We start from the raw sequence: 17,230 nt of genomic DNA on the forward strand, positions 1-17,230 counted from the left end.
ATGGCCAAAAAAAGAGTAGACCAGCTTCTAGCGGAACGTGGATTAGTGGAAAGCCGCACCCGTGCCCAAGCCCTTATTATGGCGGGGCTCGTCTATGAAGGGGAAAATAAAGAACATCCTGTTACCAAAGCAGGGCAAATGTTTCCCGAAACGGTGGTCTTGTCGGTCAAAGGCAAAGACCATCCTTGGGTCTCCCGTGGTGGGATGAAGCTGGCTCATGCGCTTGAAGCATTTAAGATTGATCCGAAAGACTGGATTGGTCTTGATGTCGGCTCCTCCACAGGCGGCTTTACAGATGTTCTCCTTCATCATGGGGCAAAATATGTTTATGCCGTTGATGTCGGCACGGCGCAGCTTGCATGGAAATTACGGGATGATGACCGTGTGATCGTGCATGAACAAACCAATGCCCGCCATCTGACCAAGGAAATCATTCCAGACAGTCCCGATATTATTGTTTGCGATGCTAGTTTTATCAGTCTAAAAACCGTTCTTGCCGCTTCGCTGGATTTAGCGCATATCGGCACAATGCTGGTCGCATTGATTAAGCCGCAATTTGAGGCCAAACGTGAGGAAGTCGGTAAAAAAGGTGTCGTTCGGGATGAAAATGTCCATCAGCGTGTTTGTGAAGAAGTCAAAAATTGGCTTATCTCCGAGGGGAAATGGGACATTCAGGGCTTAACGGCCTCCCCTATTTTGGGACCTGAAGGCAATAAAGAATTCCTGCTGGTCGCTCAAAAAATAGCTTAAATTTTAAATAGATTTCCGAATTTCTTAAAAACAAAAAGGCAGCAATAAGCTGTCTTTTTTAAGCTTCTTTATTTTAAAATATTTTTTAAGCAATTTTGCTTTTTCATTAAAAATAAGCATAATCGCAAATAAAAATTGAATTTGGTGTTTTTAGCGCCATCGTCTATTTTAAACTTCTTTTCATTATATTTTTTAAGTTTATATCTTCCTTATGCCGCCAGTAACGCCTCATTCTGCCAAAATAGATTCTGTACCGCTTCATCCTGATGAAGAGCGCCTCCTCATTAAAACTGCCCTCATGTCTCCACAGCAGGAAGTGGATGAACAAGGACGTGAAAATCTTGTTGGCCTTTCCCGTGAGGAACTCCTTGAAAAAATGACTGCGCTCAAGGAAAAACCCTTTCGAGTCAAGCAGATTTGGCATTGGATGTACCATCAAGGCGTGCGTGATTTTTCGGAGATGGCCAATATTTCCCGCCCCTTGCAGGAAAAGCTATCCGCCTCATTCTTTATCGGCCGCCCAGAACAAAAACTTGCACAGCTTTCCAAAGACGGTACGGAAAAAATCCTTTTTGGTTTTGATGATAAACGGACAGCAGAGGCGGTCTATATTCCTGATCAAAAAGAAGATCGTGGTGCGGTTTGCGTTTCCTCTCAAATCGGATGCACGCTTGCATGCAGTTTTTGCCATACAGGCACACAAAAGCTTTTAAGAAATTTAAGTTCTTCCGAGATTGTCGGGCAATTTATGGCGATGCGCGATCATTATAACGAATGGCCTACCCCAAAAGATGGAACACCGCGTAAACTTTCCAATATTGTGATGATGGGCATGGGAGAGCCTCTTTATAATTATCAAAATGTTGCCAAAGCCCTCAGTATTATTATGGACGGCGAAGGGATTGCCCTTTCTCGCCGGCGCATCACACTTTCCACCTCCGGCATTGTGCCGATGATCCGCCGTTGCGGAAAGGAAATCGGGGTTAATTTAGCCATTTCACTCCATGCCGTAACAGATGAGTTGCGAAATAAGCTTGTGCCGATCAACCGTAAATATCCTTTAAAAGAACTCCTTAAGGCCTGTGAGGAATATCCAAGCGCTTCCAACTCTCGCCGTCTGACCTTTGAGTATATTATGCTCAAAGGCATCAATGACAGCCCGGCGGAAGCCAGAGAACTTGCACGTTTACTCAAAAACATGCCAGCAAAAGTCAATCTCATTCCTTTTAATCCTTGGCCGGGGTCTGATTACGAACCCTCAACACCCAAAGATATTAAAAATTTTGCCGATATTCTCTCCCGTGCCAATATCGCAGCCCCAGTAAGAACCCCTCGTGGCCGTGATATTTTAGCGGCTTGTGGGCAGCTGAAAACCCTACATGAAGGAAAAGAAAATCAGCGTCCGCTTTTCAACCGCAAAAGCGAAAGACAATCAAATGATTGAATTTTTCTTTAAATAGCACCCTAAAAAACGCTATATAGAAAGGGTTATTGATTCTTAATCACCCCTTTCTATCTTATAAAATGTAATTTTTATTCTGGAGAATAAAGGTGAAGGCTTCTGTCTTTTTTTCTAAAAAAACACTTATCTTCCTTGGGGCGTTTACCTTTATCTCAGGCTGCGCTCAAATTGAAAATATTTTACACCCTGTTCAAGATGAGGAAGAAATCTCTTCGGATGATTTCATGGCGGAAGTTTATAAAAAACCTGATATTATCCGCCGTCCAAGCGGTCTAGCCTACCATATCGAAGAATCAGGCCCTAAAGACGGCCCCCATCCCCGTAAAGGGAAAAGCATGATGCTAACCTATGAGGGACGATTGCCTGATGGGGCTATTTTTGACAGTTCGGAACAGCATACAGGTGCAGCCTATCAGGAAATGCCTCTGGATGGGCAAATTGACGGCTGGATGGAGGCACTGCCTTTAATGCATGTGGGGGATGTCTGGACACTCTATATTCCCGAAAATCTCGCCTATAAAGAGCGTACAATGGGCATTATCCCAAGCCATAGCCCTTTAGTCTTTAAAATCCACCTCATGGGTGTGGATGAAAATGATGCTGGTGAAACAGAGAGTGAGAGTGATGAGGGGCCGACAAAGCACGAAATGACCTCTCAAGAATTTATGGAAGAAAAATATAAAGAGCCGGGTGTCATTCGCCGTCAAAGTGGCCTTGCCTATAAAATTATTCAATCAGCACCGGGGAATCCGCCACAACCACCTTTTGGCGGAACGGTCAGAATTGCGTATAAAGGTAGCCTGCCCAATGGCGTGGTTTTTGATGCCTCCAATAAGCATTCCCCCAACGGCCTAATGACGATGCCACTCACCAATGTTATTCGTGGATGGCAAGAGGCTGTACCGTTAATGCATGTGGGGGATCACTGGGAGATCTACATCCCTTCAGAACTTGGCTATGGTGAACGTGAGACAGAAGGCATTCCTGCCAACAGTGCCCTCGTTTTTGATATCACGCTAGATGATATTATTAGCTAATCTGTATTCGTAACATTATTATTTTAAGGAAATAAATCTTACCATGAAATTTAAGCATCTCTTTAAAGCCTGCTTGGCTGTCTCTGCTTTGACATCTTTTTCTGCCGGCACATCTGCTTTTGCCTTCCCTGTTCAGGACCCCAATATCTCTTCTGATGATTTTATGGCCGCAATGGCAAAACAGCCCGGCGTCACCCAGCTTCCAGATGGTCTTTCCTATAAAATTATTCAATCCGGCCCAGAAAGTGCGCCACAACCAGAAAAAGGCGCAACCGTCAGTATTTCTTATAAAGGCCAACTTCCAGATGGTACGGTCTTTGATGCCTCAAACAAACATTCCACCAACGGCTACATGACAATGTCGCTTGCCAATGTTATTCCCGGCTGGCAAGAAATTGTTCCAATGATGCATGTCGGCGATAGCTGGGAAGTTTATATTCCAGCAGAATTGGCTTATGGTTCGCATGCCGTTTCCATCATTCCAGCCAATAGTCCTCTTGTTTTTAATATCACACTCGGCGGGGTTTAATTCCTTATGAAAGAGCGGGTTTTTTCGGGTATCCAGCCAACAGGTACGCCCCATCTCGGTAACTATCTGGGGGCCATTGCGCAATGGGAAAAGCTTCAGAAAACGCATGACTGCCATTTCTGCCTTGTTGATCTCCATGCCATTACAATGCCTTGGGAAGCTGAAACTTTGCGGGAAAATATCCTGCAAAGCGCCGCCTGCCTTTTAGCCTGCGGTATTGAGCCGGGAAAACTCTATGTTCAGTCAAGCCTGCATGCCCATGCACGGCTTGGCTGGCTCTTTAATTGCGTTGTACGTCTCGGTTGGCTGAACCGGATGACACAATTTAAAGATAAAGCCGGAAAAAATCGTGAAAAACATTCTGCGGGACTTTATACCTACCCCTCCCTCATGGCTGCCGATATTTTGACCTTTAAGGCAACCCGTATCCCTGTTGGTGATGACCAGCGTCAACATATTGAACTTGCCAATGATATTGCGCAAAAATTCAATCATGATTTGGGTAAAGAATATAAAGAAAAAACAGGCAGGGATTTCTTTCCTACAATCGAAGCCCTCATTCCGGCACAAGCAGCCAGAGTAATGAGCCTACGTGATGGTACAAAGAAAATGTCTAAATCTGATCCCTCAGATCAAAGCCGTATTCTTCTCACAGATTCTGCAGATCTGATTGCGACAAAAATTAAAAAAGCCAAAACGGATCCCCATCCTATTCCGGAAACTGTTGCAGAACTGACAGAACGCCCTGAAGCCAAAAATCTCTTATCGCTTTATACTGTCCTTGATAAAGATGGGAGTTTAGAAAAAACCCTTAATGCGTTTTCTGGCAAAGGATTTGGCGATTTTAAATCCGCATTAGCAGATTTAATGGTTGAAAAACTCGCCCCTATTTCCAATAAAACCAACGAATTACTTTCAGATAAAGAAGAACTCCGCAAGACCCTTAAATTGGGAGCAGAAGAGGCACGGAAAGTTGCAGAGCCTATCGTGAGCGAAGCAGAAGCTCTGGCAGGACTTGGGTTTTAAAAAACGCTCGGCCAGAAGATGAGTCCTACAGATATTCTGGCCGATGATTTCCTTTTATTTCTAAAGAAATTTTCAGTCTTTGGCCGTGAAACGGAATGTTTTACCGAAGGCGATATCCCTTATTTTCAAAATGAATTTTGGACCTCTAAACAACGCCAAGATCATTCCCTGCACCGCATTTCCTATCGGGGCTGCTTCAAAGCCCAACTCCCTGAATTTTTTATTACACATCTGACGGAACAAGGCGATTTTGTCTTTGACCCCTTTATGGGACGAGGTACAACACTCCTCCAAGCGCATTTAATGGGACGCCGTGTCGGCGGAAATGATCTAAATCCGCTCTCTGCCCTCCTCTGCCGTCCAAGATTAAACCCGCCGACTTTAGAGGAAACTAGAGAAGCTCTAAACAAAGTTCCTTGGGAAAAAGGACGCATCACGCAAAATGAATTACGGGTCTTTTATCATCCCAAAACCTTAAAACATCTCGAAGCCCTACGTGTTTGGACAAAAAAAAATGCGCCTCAAGATCCCGTAGCAGATTGGATCAGAATGGTTGCACTCAACCGCCTTACCGGACATTCAGAAGGTTTTTTCTCTGTACGATCCATGCCACCTAGCCAAGCGATTTCGCTTAAATCGCAACGAAGGCTCAATCAGCAGGAAGGAATTGATCCACGAGACAAACAATATCTTAAAAATATCCCTGAAATTATCCTGCGAAAATCGCACCTTCTTCTTAAAGATGGAAGACCGCCGAAAGCACCTCTTTCTGAGCCTCTTTTTCTCAATAAAAATTCTTGGAACCTGAGAGAAATCCCTTCGGAAACGGTTGACCTCATTGTAACCTCTCCGCCCTTTTTAGATACGCTTCATTATCGGGATGACAATTGGCTTCGCTGCTGGTTTGCAGGAAGAAAATCTGAAAAAATCAAAATCCCCATGCAGAAAACCCCTAAAAGCTGGCAGGAAATGATTCAAAAAACGCTTAAAGAACAAGAACGGATTTTAAAAAGAGGCGGATTTTTAGCCCTCGAAGTCGGCGAAATCCGTCATCAAAAAATCCAACTTGAAAAGCTCGTTTGGGAAGCCGCTGAAAACCTATCCTTCAAACGGCTTGGCGTAATGATTAACCAGCAGAATTTTAACAAAACCGCCACCTGCTGGGGGATCCAAAATAATGAAAAAGGCACCAACTCCAACCGTATTGTCCTTTTACAAAAACACCCTTCCTAGAGAGAGACCGGCTAAAGAGGCAAGCGTTATCGTTAGCACAGGCAAGGTAATTAACGCCCCTATAGCCGTTCGGCTTCGACTTGTTCAATAGGTGTGTGAAGCAGTTCTAAAATCTCATCCGCCGCTGCACCAGCCGGTGTTTTAGAAGGATCTTCCGGCTTTAATTCATTAAGAATATCGGGGAAAAAGGCCAATTGCTTTTTCCTTTCTGCCGGGTTTCGTAAAAGCTCACTCAAAGTGTAAGCCAACAAATTTGGCTTACAGCGTCCCTGAATAAATTCCGGAACAATTTCCGCATTGGCCAAGATATTGAGCATACAAATATAGGGTACTGTAATAAAATAACGTGCCAACATCCCAAAGATAGGCCCAACCTTATGTGCCACAACCATTGGAATATTATGGGCGGCAAGTTCAATTGTTGATGTGCCCGATTTTGTTAAGGCACAGGTGCAAGAGGCAAAAGCATCCTGTTTTCCCATTTTTCCAATGACAAGAACCGGCTTATTTTTCCAATGTTTGGATTTACGTTCGATCATCTTTTTCACATTCTGCCCCACCAAAATAGCAGGACGAAGATCAGGAAATTCCTTGGTCAAAAGATCAACCGTTTTTTCATAAATCGGCATAAGGGTTTTAATTTCCGTTTTGCGGCTCCCCGGCAAAAGAAGGAGAATTTTAGCATTATCAGAAATATTATGCTGGTGACGGAACCGGCAGGCTTTGCCTGCCGGTCCAGAAGCAGACTGCAAGGCAGGATGCCCAACAAAAGACGTCTTAACACCCGCATTTAAAAACCAAGGCACTTCGCAAGGCAGCAGACATAAAAGCCGATCCCAGCGATGACGGTAATTCACAATCCGTTTTGGCCCCCATGCCCAAACTTGCGGGGCAACATATTGTACCCTTCTGGTTTCCATATGACTCACACGGTGCATAAGTTTTCCAGAAAAAACAGGATGGTCAATCGTAATCACAATTTCAGGATGGGAAAGGATAATATCCTGAACACATTCAAACAATCTTTGCCGTAAATGGAAATAATGGAAAACAACATCCCAAAACCCCATAACAGAAAGATCCGCCATTGGAAAAAGGCTTCGCAGTCCCAAAGCCGCCATTTGCGTTCCCCCGACCCCTGCAAAAATCAGGGTCGGATCACGCTCACTCAAAGCCTGAATGAGACGTGCCCCAATCGCATCCGCACTTGGCTCTCCTGCCAAGATCCAAATAACAGCGCCATCCTTATTATAAGTTGAAAAATCACTATCCAACTCACCTGCCAAAGCGACCAAAGGATCGGGCAGCACACGATTAGCTGCCATTTGCGCTATTGTCTGATCCTGCATGAAGAAAATCCTCTATTTACGCAAAGCGCAGCTCGGCCCCTGCTTTTGCGACCTCTTGTTTAATTTTTTCCTGCAAATCGGAAAGAATATCCTCGGTTAAGGCCTCTCCCTCTGGATAGAAGGTCACCTCTATCCCAATAGATGCATGACCTTCCCCAAGCTTATCCGCATCTTTGAAAATATCAAAAATACGCACATCAGCCGGTTTTGCAAAATTCTTACCCCCCCGAACCGCTTTTTTAACGGACTGAATAATCTCCTGCCCTGAAACAGTCACAGGTGCTAAAAAGGCAAAATCACGCCGAACAGGCTGAAGATTCAGCGCCGTAAAGGCAGATTTCCGTTTTTTAGGCAGCGCTACATTGCCTAGAGCAATTTCAAAACCGACAACCCGATCGTTAATGTCATAAAATTCCAGAATTTTAGGATGAATTTCCCCAAAATAACCAAGTAGAATTTTACGGCCGAGATAGACAGCACCTGAGCGGCCCGGATGATAATAATGTGGTGCCGCTGCTTGAACAGAAAGGGAGTCAGAATTCACACCGGCCTCTTCTAGCAACCCCATAAAATCTGCCTGTGCCGCACGCCACTCAAATTCAGCGCCTTTTTTATCAGCAACGATTTCACCGGCAACACGTGCCTGACGCCCCCCCCGAATACCGGAAATCATCATACGCTCGCCCTCTTCACCAAAGGCAGGGCCTAATTCAAAAAAGCCTGCATCTCCATGTAAACCTAAACCTTTAGCAAGGTTGCGGGAAAGGGCTTTAAGCATATTGGGTAATAAGGAGGAACGGAGCTGGCCAAATTCTTGTGAAATTGGATTAGGCAGCTTTTCTGTTTCTTTGCCACGACCAAAGAGCGCCTGCTCTTCTTCAGAAATAAAAGAGAAACCTGTTGTTTCTTGCAAACCATGCGCGGCACAGAAACGACGAAGCTGACGATCTCGTGCATATTTTTGACGCTCATCTTTTCCCTGAGCAACCTCTTTTGGCAATTCATGTTCCTGCACTGCCTCATAGCCTCTCAGACGCACAATTTCATTGAGAAGCTGGGCTTGCCCTGAAAGTTTTCTGGCTTTTTCCTCTAAAATTTTTGCCTTTTCCTCCGTCAAAGAGGGAGCAGGAAAAGCCTGATAATTCAAAGGCAAAATATCATTACGCCATGAAGGGATTTCGAATTCCCCTTCTGCAACTTGCTTAAAACCTAACTTTTCAAGAGTTTGACGGGCTTCCGTTTTAGAAACATCCAAATTGCCGAATGTTTTAACTTTTTCAAAATCAATCGAAGCGGTGCGTTTAAAGTCAGGCAAAGAACCAGCCACTTCAACTTTGCCAATCTCTCCGCCGCAAAGCGAAACAATCAAACGAGAGGCAATCTCTAAGCCTTCTTCAATGCCACCGAGATCAATACCACGCTCAAAACGATAAGAGGAATCAGAACCTAACCCCAAACGACGTGCAGTTTTCGCAATTTGCGCCGGATTGAAATAAGCAGATTCAACAAAGACATTCTTTGTTTCAAAACTTACAGCGCTTTCTGCTCCGCCCATAATTCCAAGCAAAGACTGAATAGTGCCATCGCCATCACGAACAATCATATCGCTTTCATGCAATTTATAAGATTGGCCATTGAGCGCTTTAAATTCTTCTCCTGCTTTTGCTGAATCAATAATGAGCTTATGACCCGCAATTTTATCCGCATCAAAAACATGCAAAGGGCGATTGAGCGCATAAAGCAGATAGTTAGTCACATCAACCAAGGCAGACTGCGCCTTGACGCCCATCTGATCCAAACGATGTGCTAAAATTTTTGGTGACGCTGTATTGGCAACATTTTCAATCATTCTGCCTGTAAAATAAGGCTTAGAATCATGCATGCCGGAAAGTGTAATACTTTTTTTAGCGCTTTCATCCGGTAATTTCGGCAATCTCTCCAAATCTGAAGAAAGCAAATTTAAAATACCGATCTCTGCACCCGCAAGATCTCTGGCAACGCCACGGATACCAAGCGCATCGCCACGATCGGGTGTAATACCGATTTCAATAATTGCATCATCCAGCCCTGCCCAATCGGCATATAATTTACCGATTTCTGCATCTTCGGGAAGTTCTGCAATACCGCTATCTTCATCCCCTTGGGCAAGCTCACGATAAGAGCACATCATGCCAGCGCTCTCTACCCCACGAATTTTACCCTTTTTAATCACCATACCATTTGCAGGAACAACGGCTCCAGGGAGTGCGCAGATGACTTTAATCCCTGCTCTGGCATTTGGGGCTCCGCAAACAATCTGAATATCATCATGGCCTGCGCCGACATCCACCTGACAGACACGCAAACGATCGGCATCCGGATGCTGTACCGCTTCTTTAATTTGAGCCACATAAAAATTTGCAAGCGCATCTGCCGGATTTTCAATCGCCTCAACCTCTAAGCCGATCTTATTCAGCGTTGCCGTAATATCTTCCAAAGAGGCTTCTGTCTTTAGAAATTCTTTCAGCCAAGAAAATGGAACTTTCATAAGAGACCTCTAATTTATTTATTATTTTCAAAATGATGGAAAGATGGCGCTGTAAAAGCAGAAAAACCATGATGACGCAACCAACGTAAATCGCTGGCATAAAAGGCCCTTAGATCATCAATACCGTATTTCAACATAGCCAAACGCTCGATCCCCATGCCAAAGGCAAAACCATTATAGATTTCAGGATCAACGCCGCAATTTGCCAAGACTTGTGGATGCACCATGCCGGCACCTAAAACCTCGAGCCATTTTTCAAAATTCCCCTTTTTATCCCGCATCCCAATATCAATTTCCAAGGAAGGCACGGTAAAAGGAAAATACGAAGTTCTAAAACGCAACGGTAAGGTTGGATCTTCAAAGAAATGCTTTAAAAAAGTTTCAATCGTATATTTTAAATGACCAAGACCTAAATTTTTTCCAACAACAAGCCCTTCACACTGGTGGAACATCGGTGAATGGGTGGCATCATGATCGTTACGATAAGTGCGACCCGGCGCAATAATGCGGAATGGCGGTTGACGATCGAGCAAGGTTCTAATTTGAACGCCTGAAGTTTGCGTTCTTAAAACAGGACGTTTTGCCGGGTCTTTTTCTGCTGTTGGGAGGTAGAATGTATCCCCTTCGGCTCGTGCAGGATGTTCTTCAGGCGTATTAAGTGCTGAGAAATTATGCCATGACGTTTCAATATTCGGCCCCTCGGCACGCTCAAAACCAAGTCCTGCAAAAATCGTCTCGATTTCGTCCATAACTGACATCACAGGGTGTAATGTGCCTACAATATGGGATTTACCTGCGATAGTAATGTCTTCTGCTTCGTTTTGCAGCTTCTCTTCCAAGGCTTTGGCCTCAAGCGCTGTTTTGCGCTCTGTAAAGGCCGCTTCTAATTCACCCCGTAATTTATTAAGCTGCTGTCCACGAGCTTTTCTTTGATCCGGTGCAATAGAAGAGAGTGAACGAAGCTCTTTGGTCAGTTCCCCACTCTTGCCGAGAATTTCAACACGGAAGGCATCCCACTCTTTTAAATGAGAAATTTCAGCCAATTTCGAGAGGCTCTTTTGGCGTAAGCTTTCGATAACATCCTGATTTTCGCCCATGCTGTAACTCCGCTGGCTTGATAATATATATTTAACTTAAAACGTACTATTCGCTTTTCAAAAGAAAAAAGGGAACGCCGTCATGCGGCCTTCCCTTCTCTCTCAAAAATTCAATCTGAACCTTCTCACGAAAGAAAAGATCAGAAATAAACTCTAAATCTTAGGCAAGCGCTGCTTTGACCTTTTCAACGATCGCAGCAAAAGCTGTTGGATCTTCAAAAGCAATATTGGCAAGCACTTTACGGTCGATTTCAAGACCGGAAAGATTTAGACCGTTAATGAATTTGCTGTAGGTCAGGCCATGCTCACGAACTGCAGCGTTAATACGCTGAATCCACAATGCACGGAAATCGCGCTTACGGTTACGTCTGTCACGGTAAGCATATTGTAATGCTTTCTCAACCCGCTGAAGGGCTGCGCGATAGGTTGTGGACGAACGACCACGGTAACCTTTTGCAAGTTTTAGAATTTTTTTATGACGGGCGTGCGCTGTGACGCCTCTTTTTACACGTGCCATGATGGACTACTCCCAGATAATTATTTTAAGCCGTAAGGTGCCCACTGTTTAATAGTGCGTGCATCCATATCCGTCATCACAGAAGTGCGGCGATTGGTACGCTTCATTTTCTGGGTACGTTTAATCAAACCATGGCGTTTGTTAGCAGCGCCTGCTTTAACTTTTCCAGTCGCAGTGAGGCGGAACCTCTTTTTGACTGAAGATTTCGTCTTTAATTTTGGCATTTTTTCTCCAATTTTTCCCTGCTTCCTTCCGGCCGAAGCCCTCAGATAAACGGGAAAATCAATTTAATACGATAATTAAAAGAAAATATGGCCGGGCAATGCCTTTAATAACCGCGCCGGACGCATACGATGAGGCACTATAAACGCAACGCCTATTACGTGCAAGCTGCCGCAGAGGGATTATCCCTCCAGCGCTTGTTTGGCACGTGTCTGAATATAAGCAGCCATAGAGCTCACACCGTTTCCACGAGTCGCTGAGAGTGCGCCTATCAAGCCTAAATCTTTTAAAAAAACAGGCGAAGTCTCTAAAATTTCTTGCGGCGTGCGATGGGAATAAACACGAATAATCAATGAAACAAGGCCTTGGACGATGGCAGCATCAGAGGCACCCTGAAAAACAAGCTTACCGTCAAGCTCTTGTGAATCAATCCAAACCTGACTTTGACATCCCGGTACTTTATGCGCATCGCACATCAGCGCCTCTGGCATTGCCGGCATAGCTCGGCCTGCTTCAATGAGATATTGATAGCGCTCTGTCCAATCCTCAAAAAGCTCCAGCTCTTCTTGAATGGCCAAAATTGCCTCTTGCGCAGAATCTTCTTTGTTTTTTATTTCCATTTCTTCTATTCTTCTATCTTTTCATTCTTGAGATCATTGACATAATTTTGGCGCAGAAAACACAATTGCTCTAAAAAGATGTATAAAAACCGAGGCAACTATAGGATAAAAACTGTTACTTTTGTAACCTCTCTTCTGATTTTATCGCTAAAAATCTCACATAATTTTACTTTTGACTTGAAAACAAATTCAGGATCATTCTGATGCAAGATCGCTACAACCCCTCCTCCCATATCGAGCCACAAATGTCTTCTCGGGATTCTTTCAATGTACAGACAGGCTCAGAATATCCTGTAGAACAGCCAAATGCTTTTCCGGGATCGGAAGGTTCTCATCCTGTTCGTCCTGCATTACCTCCTTCCTCCGGTGAGTTTCCAGAAGCTTTTCATGCCCCTTTAAGCCCCAGTGCTCCTGCGACTAAAAAAAAGCGTTCCCCTTCTTTTCTTTGGATCTTTGCGCAATTTACAGCCTGCCTGATAACCCAAATTGCGGATATTATTGCACCACTTTTGCTTGTTCTCGGCTGTGCATGGGCTTTACTGCCTGTGTTTTCACGTCTCGCAACAGATGCTTTGGCAGAAGCAGACCCTCAAACAAAAGAACTTGCCGTCCAAGTGATTTCCCAGCTTCCTTCTCATGTTAAAATTGCAGGAATATCTTGGAGCGCCTTTGGGATTATTGCCTTAGCGCTTTTTCTGATGATTGGCTCTGCTTTTTCCGTGACATGGCAGGCATATCTTAATAAACAAAATCCATAAAATGCTACACGCACGCAGTCATTGAAAGGTCGTCAAGTGAGGGATTTTGAAGCACGTGTTGAACAGCCTATCCCTGACGGCCTTTCCCTTCATGGGTTTTCCCTTGGGAAAATTCCGCATCAAGCCGTTCATCTGGACATTCATCCGGGTGAAATTCTCTGGGTAGAGCTTCCGAATGATGCGATCCGCTCTCAGTGGCTTGATATTTTTTCCTTTCAAAAAGGAACTTTTAACGGCGCTTTTTCTTTTTTAGAGCATCGTGTTACGCCCAACATGCCTTTACAAGATTTGTTGTTGTTAAAAGAGAAAATGCAAGCAGTTTTCTCCAATCCCCTTTTTGTGGAGGAATGGCCTGCGATTGCCAATCTGACGCTTCCGCTTCGGCTTCAATCCATTCCACAGCGCTATATTGAACAAAGATGCCATGAGGCGATCAAATGGGCAGAGGCTGAAAAATGGATGTACATACCGGTCTGTGAACTTTCCAATTTTCAAAGACTTGAGTTAAATTGGCTTAAAGCCCTCATTGCCTATCCACGATTTTTACTCATTCATGCCCAAACCTTACCTTATGATGATTTTTTCTCGGAAAAAATAAGCGCAACTTTGGAAAATATCTCTTCGCATGGCAATATTGTCATGATTATCGCAACAAAAATGGATCGCATGATTCATCAGTTTTGGCACTCTCGCCTGCCCAAACTCGATTTGTTTAACCTTCCTGATTAAGCTGGCCTAATGCGCTCTGCCCTGTTTCCGAACTTTCTGCCCCAAAAACCGCACGCTTTCTGGATCTTCCTTGGGGTCAGTGTCAGTATTTTTCTGGCAAGTTTAGGCCTAAAAATACCTTATATTGCTCAAAATATTGCGGCTTATTGGCATCAGGAAAACCCTATTGCTCTCACTGATTTTTCAGCCTGCCCTGAACTTAACCTTAAAAATCTCCAGCATGATTTTTCTCAAAAATTTCCAAGCTGGCATTTAACTTCCCTTAAGGGAAGTTCTTTCCAAGCGCCGCTCCCTCTCAATGCAAAAATAGATTTCTTTTTTTCACTCTCGCCTAAAAACGAAGGTAATGACACCCTTTCTTTGCGCCCTTCGATAGAAAAATTTCTATCTCAAAATTGCCCAAAAATAGCTTTAGCCACCCTTCCCGACATAGAAGAGCAAGAGATTGATTTAAAGAGCCTTTCTTTGGAAAGAAGCGCTGGTAAACTTTCTCACTTCTTCGAAATTTCTGCCCTTGCGCTCTTTGTCTTTTCTTTTCTCTTCCTGGGGAAAGCACGTTTTCAGCCTTCCCAACCACAGCTTATTTTTCTAAGGGGAAGCGCCCTATCCACCCTTAAGATCTGTCGGCAAACGCTCTATTCACTCAATTATTCATTTTGCCTCGGTCTCTTTTCAGGCATTTTATTTTCCAATATATTTTACGCTTATTTTTTAGCTCATTTTTTTCAAAAATCTTTTTTCAGACTCTTTTTCCACGGCATAAAAGAAGAAATCTCTGCGGCTGCCCATTTATCTGCAACACCTGACCTTATATTGATTCTTACGGCATTGAGCCTATATGTTGCTCTGTTGTTCTCTTTCGTCCGAAATTTGCGTAAAAAACTGCACAGACATCGTCAGACACGTATTTTCCTTTCCGATAATAATCCTTTTGGCTAATGATTTTATGATTTCTCTTTTCCGTGGCCTTCTCTTTCAAACCTATTTCCTTATTCTCACCTTTATTATGGGAATTGGTGGTCTTTTCTTGAGATTATTTCGCTTAAAAAAAGCGGGGCTACGCTATGCGCAAGCATGGTCCTCGGCTGTTTTATGGGGATTTAAAATCTTTTGTGGCGTAAAATTGGAAATTTCCGGACTAGAAAATATCCCGAAAACAGCCGCACTCATTGCCCCGCAGCACCAATCCTTTTTTGATGGTTTTATCTGGATGATCCTACTGAAAAATCCGGCTTATATTATTAAAAAAGAGCTTGTTTCCATTCCGCTTGTCGGGCCGATGCTCGTCTTAAGCGGCATGCTGCCGATTGATCGTTCCGCAGGTGCAAAATCCATCCGACTGCTTCAAAAAACCGTTCAGGATTCTTGGGAAAAAGAGCGTCAAGTCATTATCTTTCCGCAAGGAACACGAACAGATCCCGGCGAAAAAATACCACCACAAAAGGGTATTATTGCGCTTTCCCGTATTGCCGAAACACAACAAATTCCACTCATTCCTGTTGCCATTAATTCCGGTCTTTTTTGGCCAAAATCCGGCATTTCAAAACATAAGGGCGTTTTAAAAATTGTGATTGGTAAATCGCTTTCCTTTGAGGAAATGTCACAAAAAGCACTTCCCGACATTCTCGAAAAATCTTGGGAAAATCTTGAAGTGAAATCCGGCATTACCAATACCTACTCGCCCCTCTGCCGCTAAAAAGTTATTTTCTTTTTCATTTCAAACATTGTAATAAAAGACTAGAGTCTTATTGAATATTTTCAAAGCCATCATAAGCTGCAAAGAAACGCATAATGTCCTTTTTACGTCCTATTAAAGAAAGTCTTGCCGCACCGCACCGTGCTGGCCTTCCCTTCATTGCAATCGGTTTTATAACGGCTATTGCAGGCCGCCGCTTCGATAATTTTTTTGGAAGATTGCTTTGTCGTTTAGGTTTGCTCTTTGCCGGATTTTGCCTCTATTTTTTCCGTCATCCAAAACGTGTTCTGCCACCACATCCGCTTGAAGAACAAGGAACAGACCGTTATGTGATCGCCGCAGCAGATGGACGTATTCAATCTGTGGAGCTCGTTGTTCCGCCTAAAGAGTTAGACATGGGTGATCAGCCTGTTTGGCGTGTTGCAACTTTTCTCTCTGTTCTTAATGTGCATGTCAATCGTATTCCAGTGACAGGAACAATCACAAAAACAGATTATCGGGAAGGTAAATTCTTTAACGCCTCCTTGGATAAAGCCTCTGAGTTTAATGAACGCAATTCCATTCGGATTACGACCGAATATGGCCAAAAAGATATTGGTGTTGTCCAAATTGCCGGCCTCATTGCACGTCGTATTATTTGTGAAGCCGAAATTGGTGACAAATATGAAGTTGGTGAAACTTATGGTCTCATTCGCTTCGGCTCCCGTACTGATATTTATCTTCCACCAGGCGTAAAACCTTTAGTGCATGTGGGGCAGTTAGCTCTTGGTGGTGAAACGCTGATTGCGCTTCTCTAACTTTTCTTTCTGTTTTTAAAATGATGGAAGACTCCCAATGAAGACCCCGCAAAGTCCTAAATCTCGTACAAAATTAAGCCGACATGTTGAGGCCGTCTCTTTCAGTCAACTTGCCCCTAATCTTTTAACGACAATCGGACTTTGCGGTGGGCTTGTCGGCATTCATTATGCACTTTCGGGGCATTTTAGATCTGCTTGCCTTGCGCTTTTGGTGTCTTTCTTCTGTGATGGGCTTGATGGGAGAGTCGCACGTATTTTACGTGCCTCTTCCAAATTTGGTGCGGAATATGATTCCTTAACGGATTTTATGGCTTTTGGGGTCGCCCCTGCTCTCATTGTCTTTCTTTGGTCTGTTCATAACCACGACAGCCTTAACTTTGCCTTTATCCCCTCTTTGCTTTACGCCGTCTGCATGGCACTACGTCTCGCAAGATTTAACGTTGCCGAAGAAGCGCCAAAAGGTGCCGAGGAATATACAAGACATTTCTTTTCAGGCGTTCCGGCTCCTGCTGGTGCTGGCTTAGCACTCTTTCCTATTTTTCTAGGGTTAGCCGCACAGCAATCAGGGATAGACTGGCTTATTCCCTATACACATGGCGAACTTCTTTGTGCTTCCAGCCTTGTAATCACAGCATTTCTTTTAGTATGCACGTTACCGATCTGGTCAATTAAACATTTTCGTGTTCCAAAACATTTTTTCCTCCCTTTTCTCCTCATTGCCGCCATTTACATTGCCTTTTTCGTGGCAACACCTTGGGCAACCTTAGCTATGATGGGGATTGTTTATATTTTATTAATTCCGACATCCCACTATTTTTACTGGAAATGGCGTCGCCTTCAAGAAAAAGAAGAGGGAGAGGAATTAGTCGCTAATCTCTAAA

Annotated in this window: 17 protein-coding genes and 1 pseudogene; 12 read left to right on the forward strand and 6 right to left on the reverse strand. The window is 43.9% G+C overall.

Going from position 1 to position 17,230, the window contains the following annotated elements; all coding sequences use genetic code 11:
* The 6 genes and pseudogenes from FAI41_02260 to FAI41_02285 all read left to right on the forward strand — a co-directional run bounded on the left by FAI41_02260 (nucleotide 1) and on the right by FAI41_02285 (nucleotide 6,037).
* Nucleotides 1–750, forward strand: a complete 750-nt coding sequence (locus tag FAI41_02260; protein QCE32492.1) for a TlyA family RNA methyltransferase — start codon at nucleotides 1–3, stop codon at nucleotides 748–750.
* Nucleotides 751–961: 211 nt separating this feature from the next.
* Entirely contained in the window at nucleotides 962–2,194 is a 1,233-nt protein-coding gene (gene rlmN, locus FAI41_02265) for a 23S rRNA (adenine(2503)-C(2))-methyltransferase RlmN (GenBank protein ID QCE32493.1), read from the forward strand.
* Between the two features lie 242 nt (nucleotides 2,195–2,436).
* Nucleotides 2,437–2,802 (forward strand): annotated as a pseudogene (locus tag FAI41_02270) (FKBP-type peptidyl-prolyl cis-trans isomerase).
* Nucleotides 2,803–3,292: 490 nt separating this feature from the next.
* On the forward strand, nucleotides 3,293–3,778 hold the full coding sequence (locus tag FAI41_02275) for an FKBP-type peptidyl-prolyl cis-trans isomerase (GenBank protein ID QCE32494.1): 486 nt from the start codon (nucleotides 3,293–3,295) through the stop codon (nucleotides 3,776–3,778).
* Between the two features lie 6 nt (nucleotides 3,779–3,784).
* Complete coding sequence (trpS, locus tag FAI41_02280; GenBank protein ID QCE32495.1) at nucleotides 3,785–4,804, forward strand: tryptophan--tRNA ligase; 1,020 nt, start codon at nucleotides 3,785–3,787, stop codon at nucleotides 4,802–4,804.
* An 18-nt stretch (nucleotides 4,805–4,822) separates the two neighbouring features.
* The gene (locus FAI41_02285; GenBank protein ID QCE32496.1) at nucleotides 4,823–6,037 is read left to right on the forward strand and encodes a site-specific DNA-methyltransferase; all 1,215 of its coding nucleotides are present in this window, start codon (nucleotides 4,823–4,825) and stop codon (nucleotides 6,035–6,037) included.
* 59 nt (nucleotides 6,038–6,096) lie between these two features.
* Here FAI41_02285 and lpxB read toward each other — a convergent pair whose 3' ends face one another.
* From lpxB to FAI41_02315, 6 genes are all read right to left on the reverse strand, one after another.
* Nucleotides 6,097–7,386 (reverse strand): lipid-A-disaccharide synthase, encoded by a 1,290-nt coding sequence (gene lpxB, locus FAI41_02290; protein QCE32497.1) that lies wholly within the window; start codon nucleotides 7,384–7,386, stop codon nucleotides 6,097–6,099.
* A 16-nt stretch (nucleotides 7,387–7,402) separates the two neighbouring features.
* A complete protein-coding gene (locus tag FAI41_02295; protein ID QCE32498.1) occupies nucleotides 7,403–9,913 on the reverse strand; it encodes a phenylalanine--tRNA ligase subunit beta in 2,511 nt (836 codons plus the stop codon).
* A 14-nt stretch (nucleotides 9,914–9,927) separates the two neighbouring features.
* Nucleotides 9,928–11,010 (reverse strand): phenylalanine--tRNA ligase subunit alpha, encoded by a 1,083-nt coding sequence (pheS, locus tag FAI41_02300; protein ID QCE32499.1) that lies wholly within the window; start codon nucleotides 11,008–11,010, stop codon nucleotides 9,928–9,930.
* A gap of 160 nt (nucleotides 11,011–11,170) precedes the next feature.
* Nucleotides 11,171–11,527: a 50S ribosomal protein L20 gene (gene rplT, locus FAI41_02305; protein ID QCE32500.1), complete on the reverse strand. Its 357-nt coding sequence runs from the start codon at nucleotides 11,525–11,527 to the stop codon at nucleotides 11,171–11,173.
* A gap of 20 nt (nucleotides 11,528–11,547) precedes the next feature.
* Nucleotides 11,548–11,751, reverse strand: coding sequence for a 50S ribosomal protein L35 (rpmI, locus tag FAI41_02310; protein ID QCE32501.1), 204 nt, complete (start codon nucleotides 11,749–11,751; stop codon nucleotides 11,548–11,550).
* A gap of 180 nt (nucleotides 11,752–11,931) precedes the next feature.
* Entirely contained in the window at nucleotides 11,932–12,369 is a 438-nt protein-coding gene (locus tag FAI41_02315; GenBank protein QCE32502.1) for a SufE family protein, read from the reverse strand.
* A gap of 203 nt (nucleotides 12,370–12,572) precedes the next feature.
* Between FAI41_02315 and FAI41_02320 the strand changes: the two genes are divergently transcribed.
* The 6 genes from FAI41_02320 (at nucleotide 12,573) to FAI41_02345 (ending at nucleotide 17,229) form a co-directional block, all read left to right on the forward strand.
* A complete protein-coding gene (locus FAI41_02320; protein QCE32503.1) occupies nucleotides 12,573–13,127 on the forward strand; it encodes a hypothetical protein in 555 nt (184 codons plus the stop codon).
* Between the two features lie 36 nt (nucleotides 13,128–13,163).
* Nucleotides 13,164–13,856: a hypothetical protein gene (locus FAI41_02325; GenBank protein QCE32504.1), complete on the forward strand. Its 693-nt coding sequence runs from the start codon at nucleotides 13,164–13,166 to the stop codon at nucleotides 13,854–13,856.
* 9 nt (nucleotides 13,857–13,865) lie between these two features.
* The gene (locus FAI41_02330; protein ID QCE32505.1) at nucleotides 13,866–14,795 is read left to right on the forward strand and encodes a hypothetical protein; all 930 of its coding nucleotides are present in this window, start codon (nucleotides 13,866–13,868) and stop codon (nucleotides 14,793–14,795) included.
* Nucleotides 14,695–15,552 carry a 1-acyl-sn-glycerol-3-phosphate acyltransferase gene (locus tag FAI41_02335; protein ID QCE32506.1) on the forward strand — a complete coding sequence of 286 codons (858 nt, stop codon included), beginning with the start codon at nucleotides 14,695–14,697 and terminating at the stop codon, nucleotides 15,550–15,552. Before FAI41_02330 ends, FAI41_02335 begins: the two co-directional genes overlap by 101 nt.
* Nucleotides 15,553–15,647: 95 nt before the next feature.
* Entirely contained in the window at nucleotides 15,648–16,349 is a 702-nt protein-coding gene (locus FAI41_02340; protein QCE32507.1) for a phosphatidylserine decarboxylase, read from the forward strand.
* A gap of 37 nt (nucleotides 16,350–16,386) precedes the next feature.
* Complete coding sequence (locus FAI41_02345; GenBank protein ID QCE32508.1) at nucleotides 16,387–17,229, forward strand: phosphatidylcholine/phosphatidylserine synthase; 843 nt, start codon at nucleotides 16,387–16,389, stop codon at nucleotides 17,227–17,229.
* The last annotated feature ends 1 nt before the right edge of the window (nucleotide 17,230 follow it).

The sequence above is a fragment of the Acetobacteraceae bacterium genome (assembly GCA_004843165.1).
In the GTDB taxonomy this organism is placed as follows: Bacteria; Pseudomonadota; Alphaproteobacteria; order Acetobacterales; family Acetobacteraceae.

Bases quoted from the DNA above. Each gene is read 5' to 3' on its own strand.
- pheS (QCE32499.1), bottom strand. From the start codon at position 11,010: ATGGGCGAAAATCAGGATGTTATCGAAAGCTTACGCCAAAAGAGCCTC.
- rpmI (QCE32501.1), bottom strand. From the start codon at position 11,751: ATGCCAAAATTAAAGACGAAATCTTCAGTCAAAAAGAGGTTCCGCCTC.
- rplT (QCE32500.1), bottom strand. From the start codon at position 11,527: ATGGCACGTGTAAAAAGAGGCGTCACAGCGCACGCCCGTCATAAAAAA.
- FAI41_02260 (QCE32492.1), top strand. From the start codon at position 1: ATGGCCAAAAAAAGAGTAGACCAGCTTCTAGCGGAACGTGGATTAGTG.
- FAI41_02340 (QCE32507.1), top strand. From the start codon at position 15,648: ATGTCCTTTTTACGTCCTATTAAAGAAAGTCTTGCCGCACCGCACCGT.
- FAI41_02330 (QCE32505.1), top strand. From the start codon at position 13,866: ATGCGCTCTGCCCTGTTTCCGAACTTTCTGCCCCAAAAACCGCACGCT.
- FAI41_02335 (QCE32506.1), top strand. From the start codon at position 14,695: ATGTTGCTCTGTTGTTCTCTTTCGTCCGAAATTTGCGTAAAAAACTGC.
- trpS (QCE32495.1), top strand. From the start codon at position 3,785: ATGAAAGAGCGGGTTTTTTCGGGTATCCAGCCAACAGGTACGCCCCAT.
- rlmN (QCE32493.1), top strand. From the start codon at position 962: ATGCCGCCAGTAACGCCTCATTCTGCCAAAATAGATTCTGTACCGCTT.
- FAI41_02345 (QCE32508.1), top strand. From the start codon at position 16,387: ATGAAGACCCCGCAAAGTCCTAAATCTCGTACAAAATTAAGCCGACAT.
- FAI41_02315 (QCE32502.1), bottom strand. From the start codon at position 12,369: ATGGAAATAAAAAACAAAGAAGATTCTGCGCAAGAGGCAATTTTGGCC.
- FAI41_02275 (QCE32494.1), top strand. From the start codon at position 3,293: ATGAAATTTAAGCATCTCTTTAAAGCCTGCTTGGCTGTCTCTGCTTTG.
- FAI41_02285 (QCE32496.1), top strand. From the start codon at position 4,823: ATGAGTCCTACAGATATTCTGGCCGATGATTTCCTTTTATTTCTAAAG.
- FAI41_02295 (QCE32498.1), bottom strand. From the start codon at position 9,913: ATGAAAGTTCCATTTTCTTGGCTGAAAGAATTTCTAAAGACAGAAGCC.
- FAI41_02320 (QCE32503.1), top strand. From the start codon at position 12,573: ATGCAAGATCGCTACAACCCCTCCTCCCATATCGAGCCACAAATGTCT.
- lpxB (QCE32497.1), bottom strand. From the start codon at position 7,386: ATGCAGGATCAGACAATAGCGCAAATGGCAGCTAATCGTGTGCTGCCC.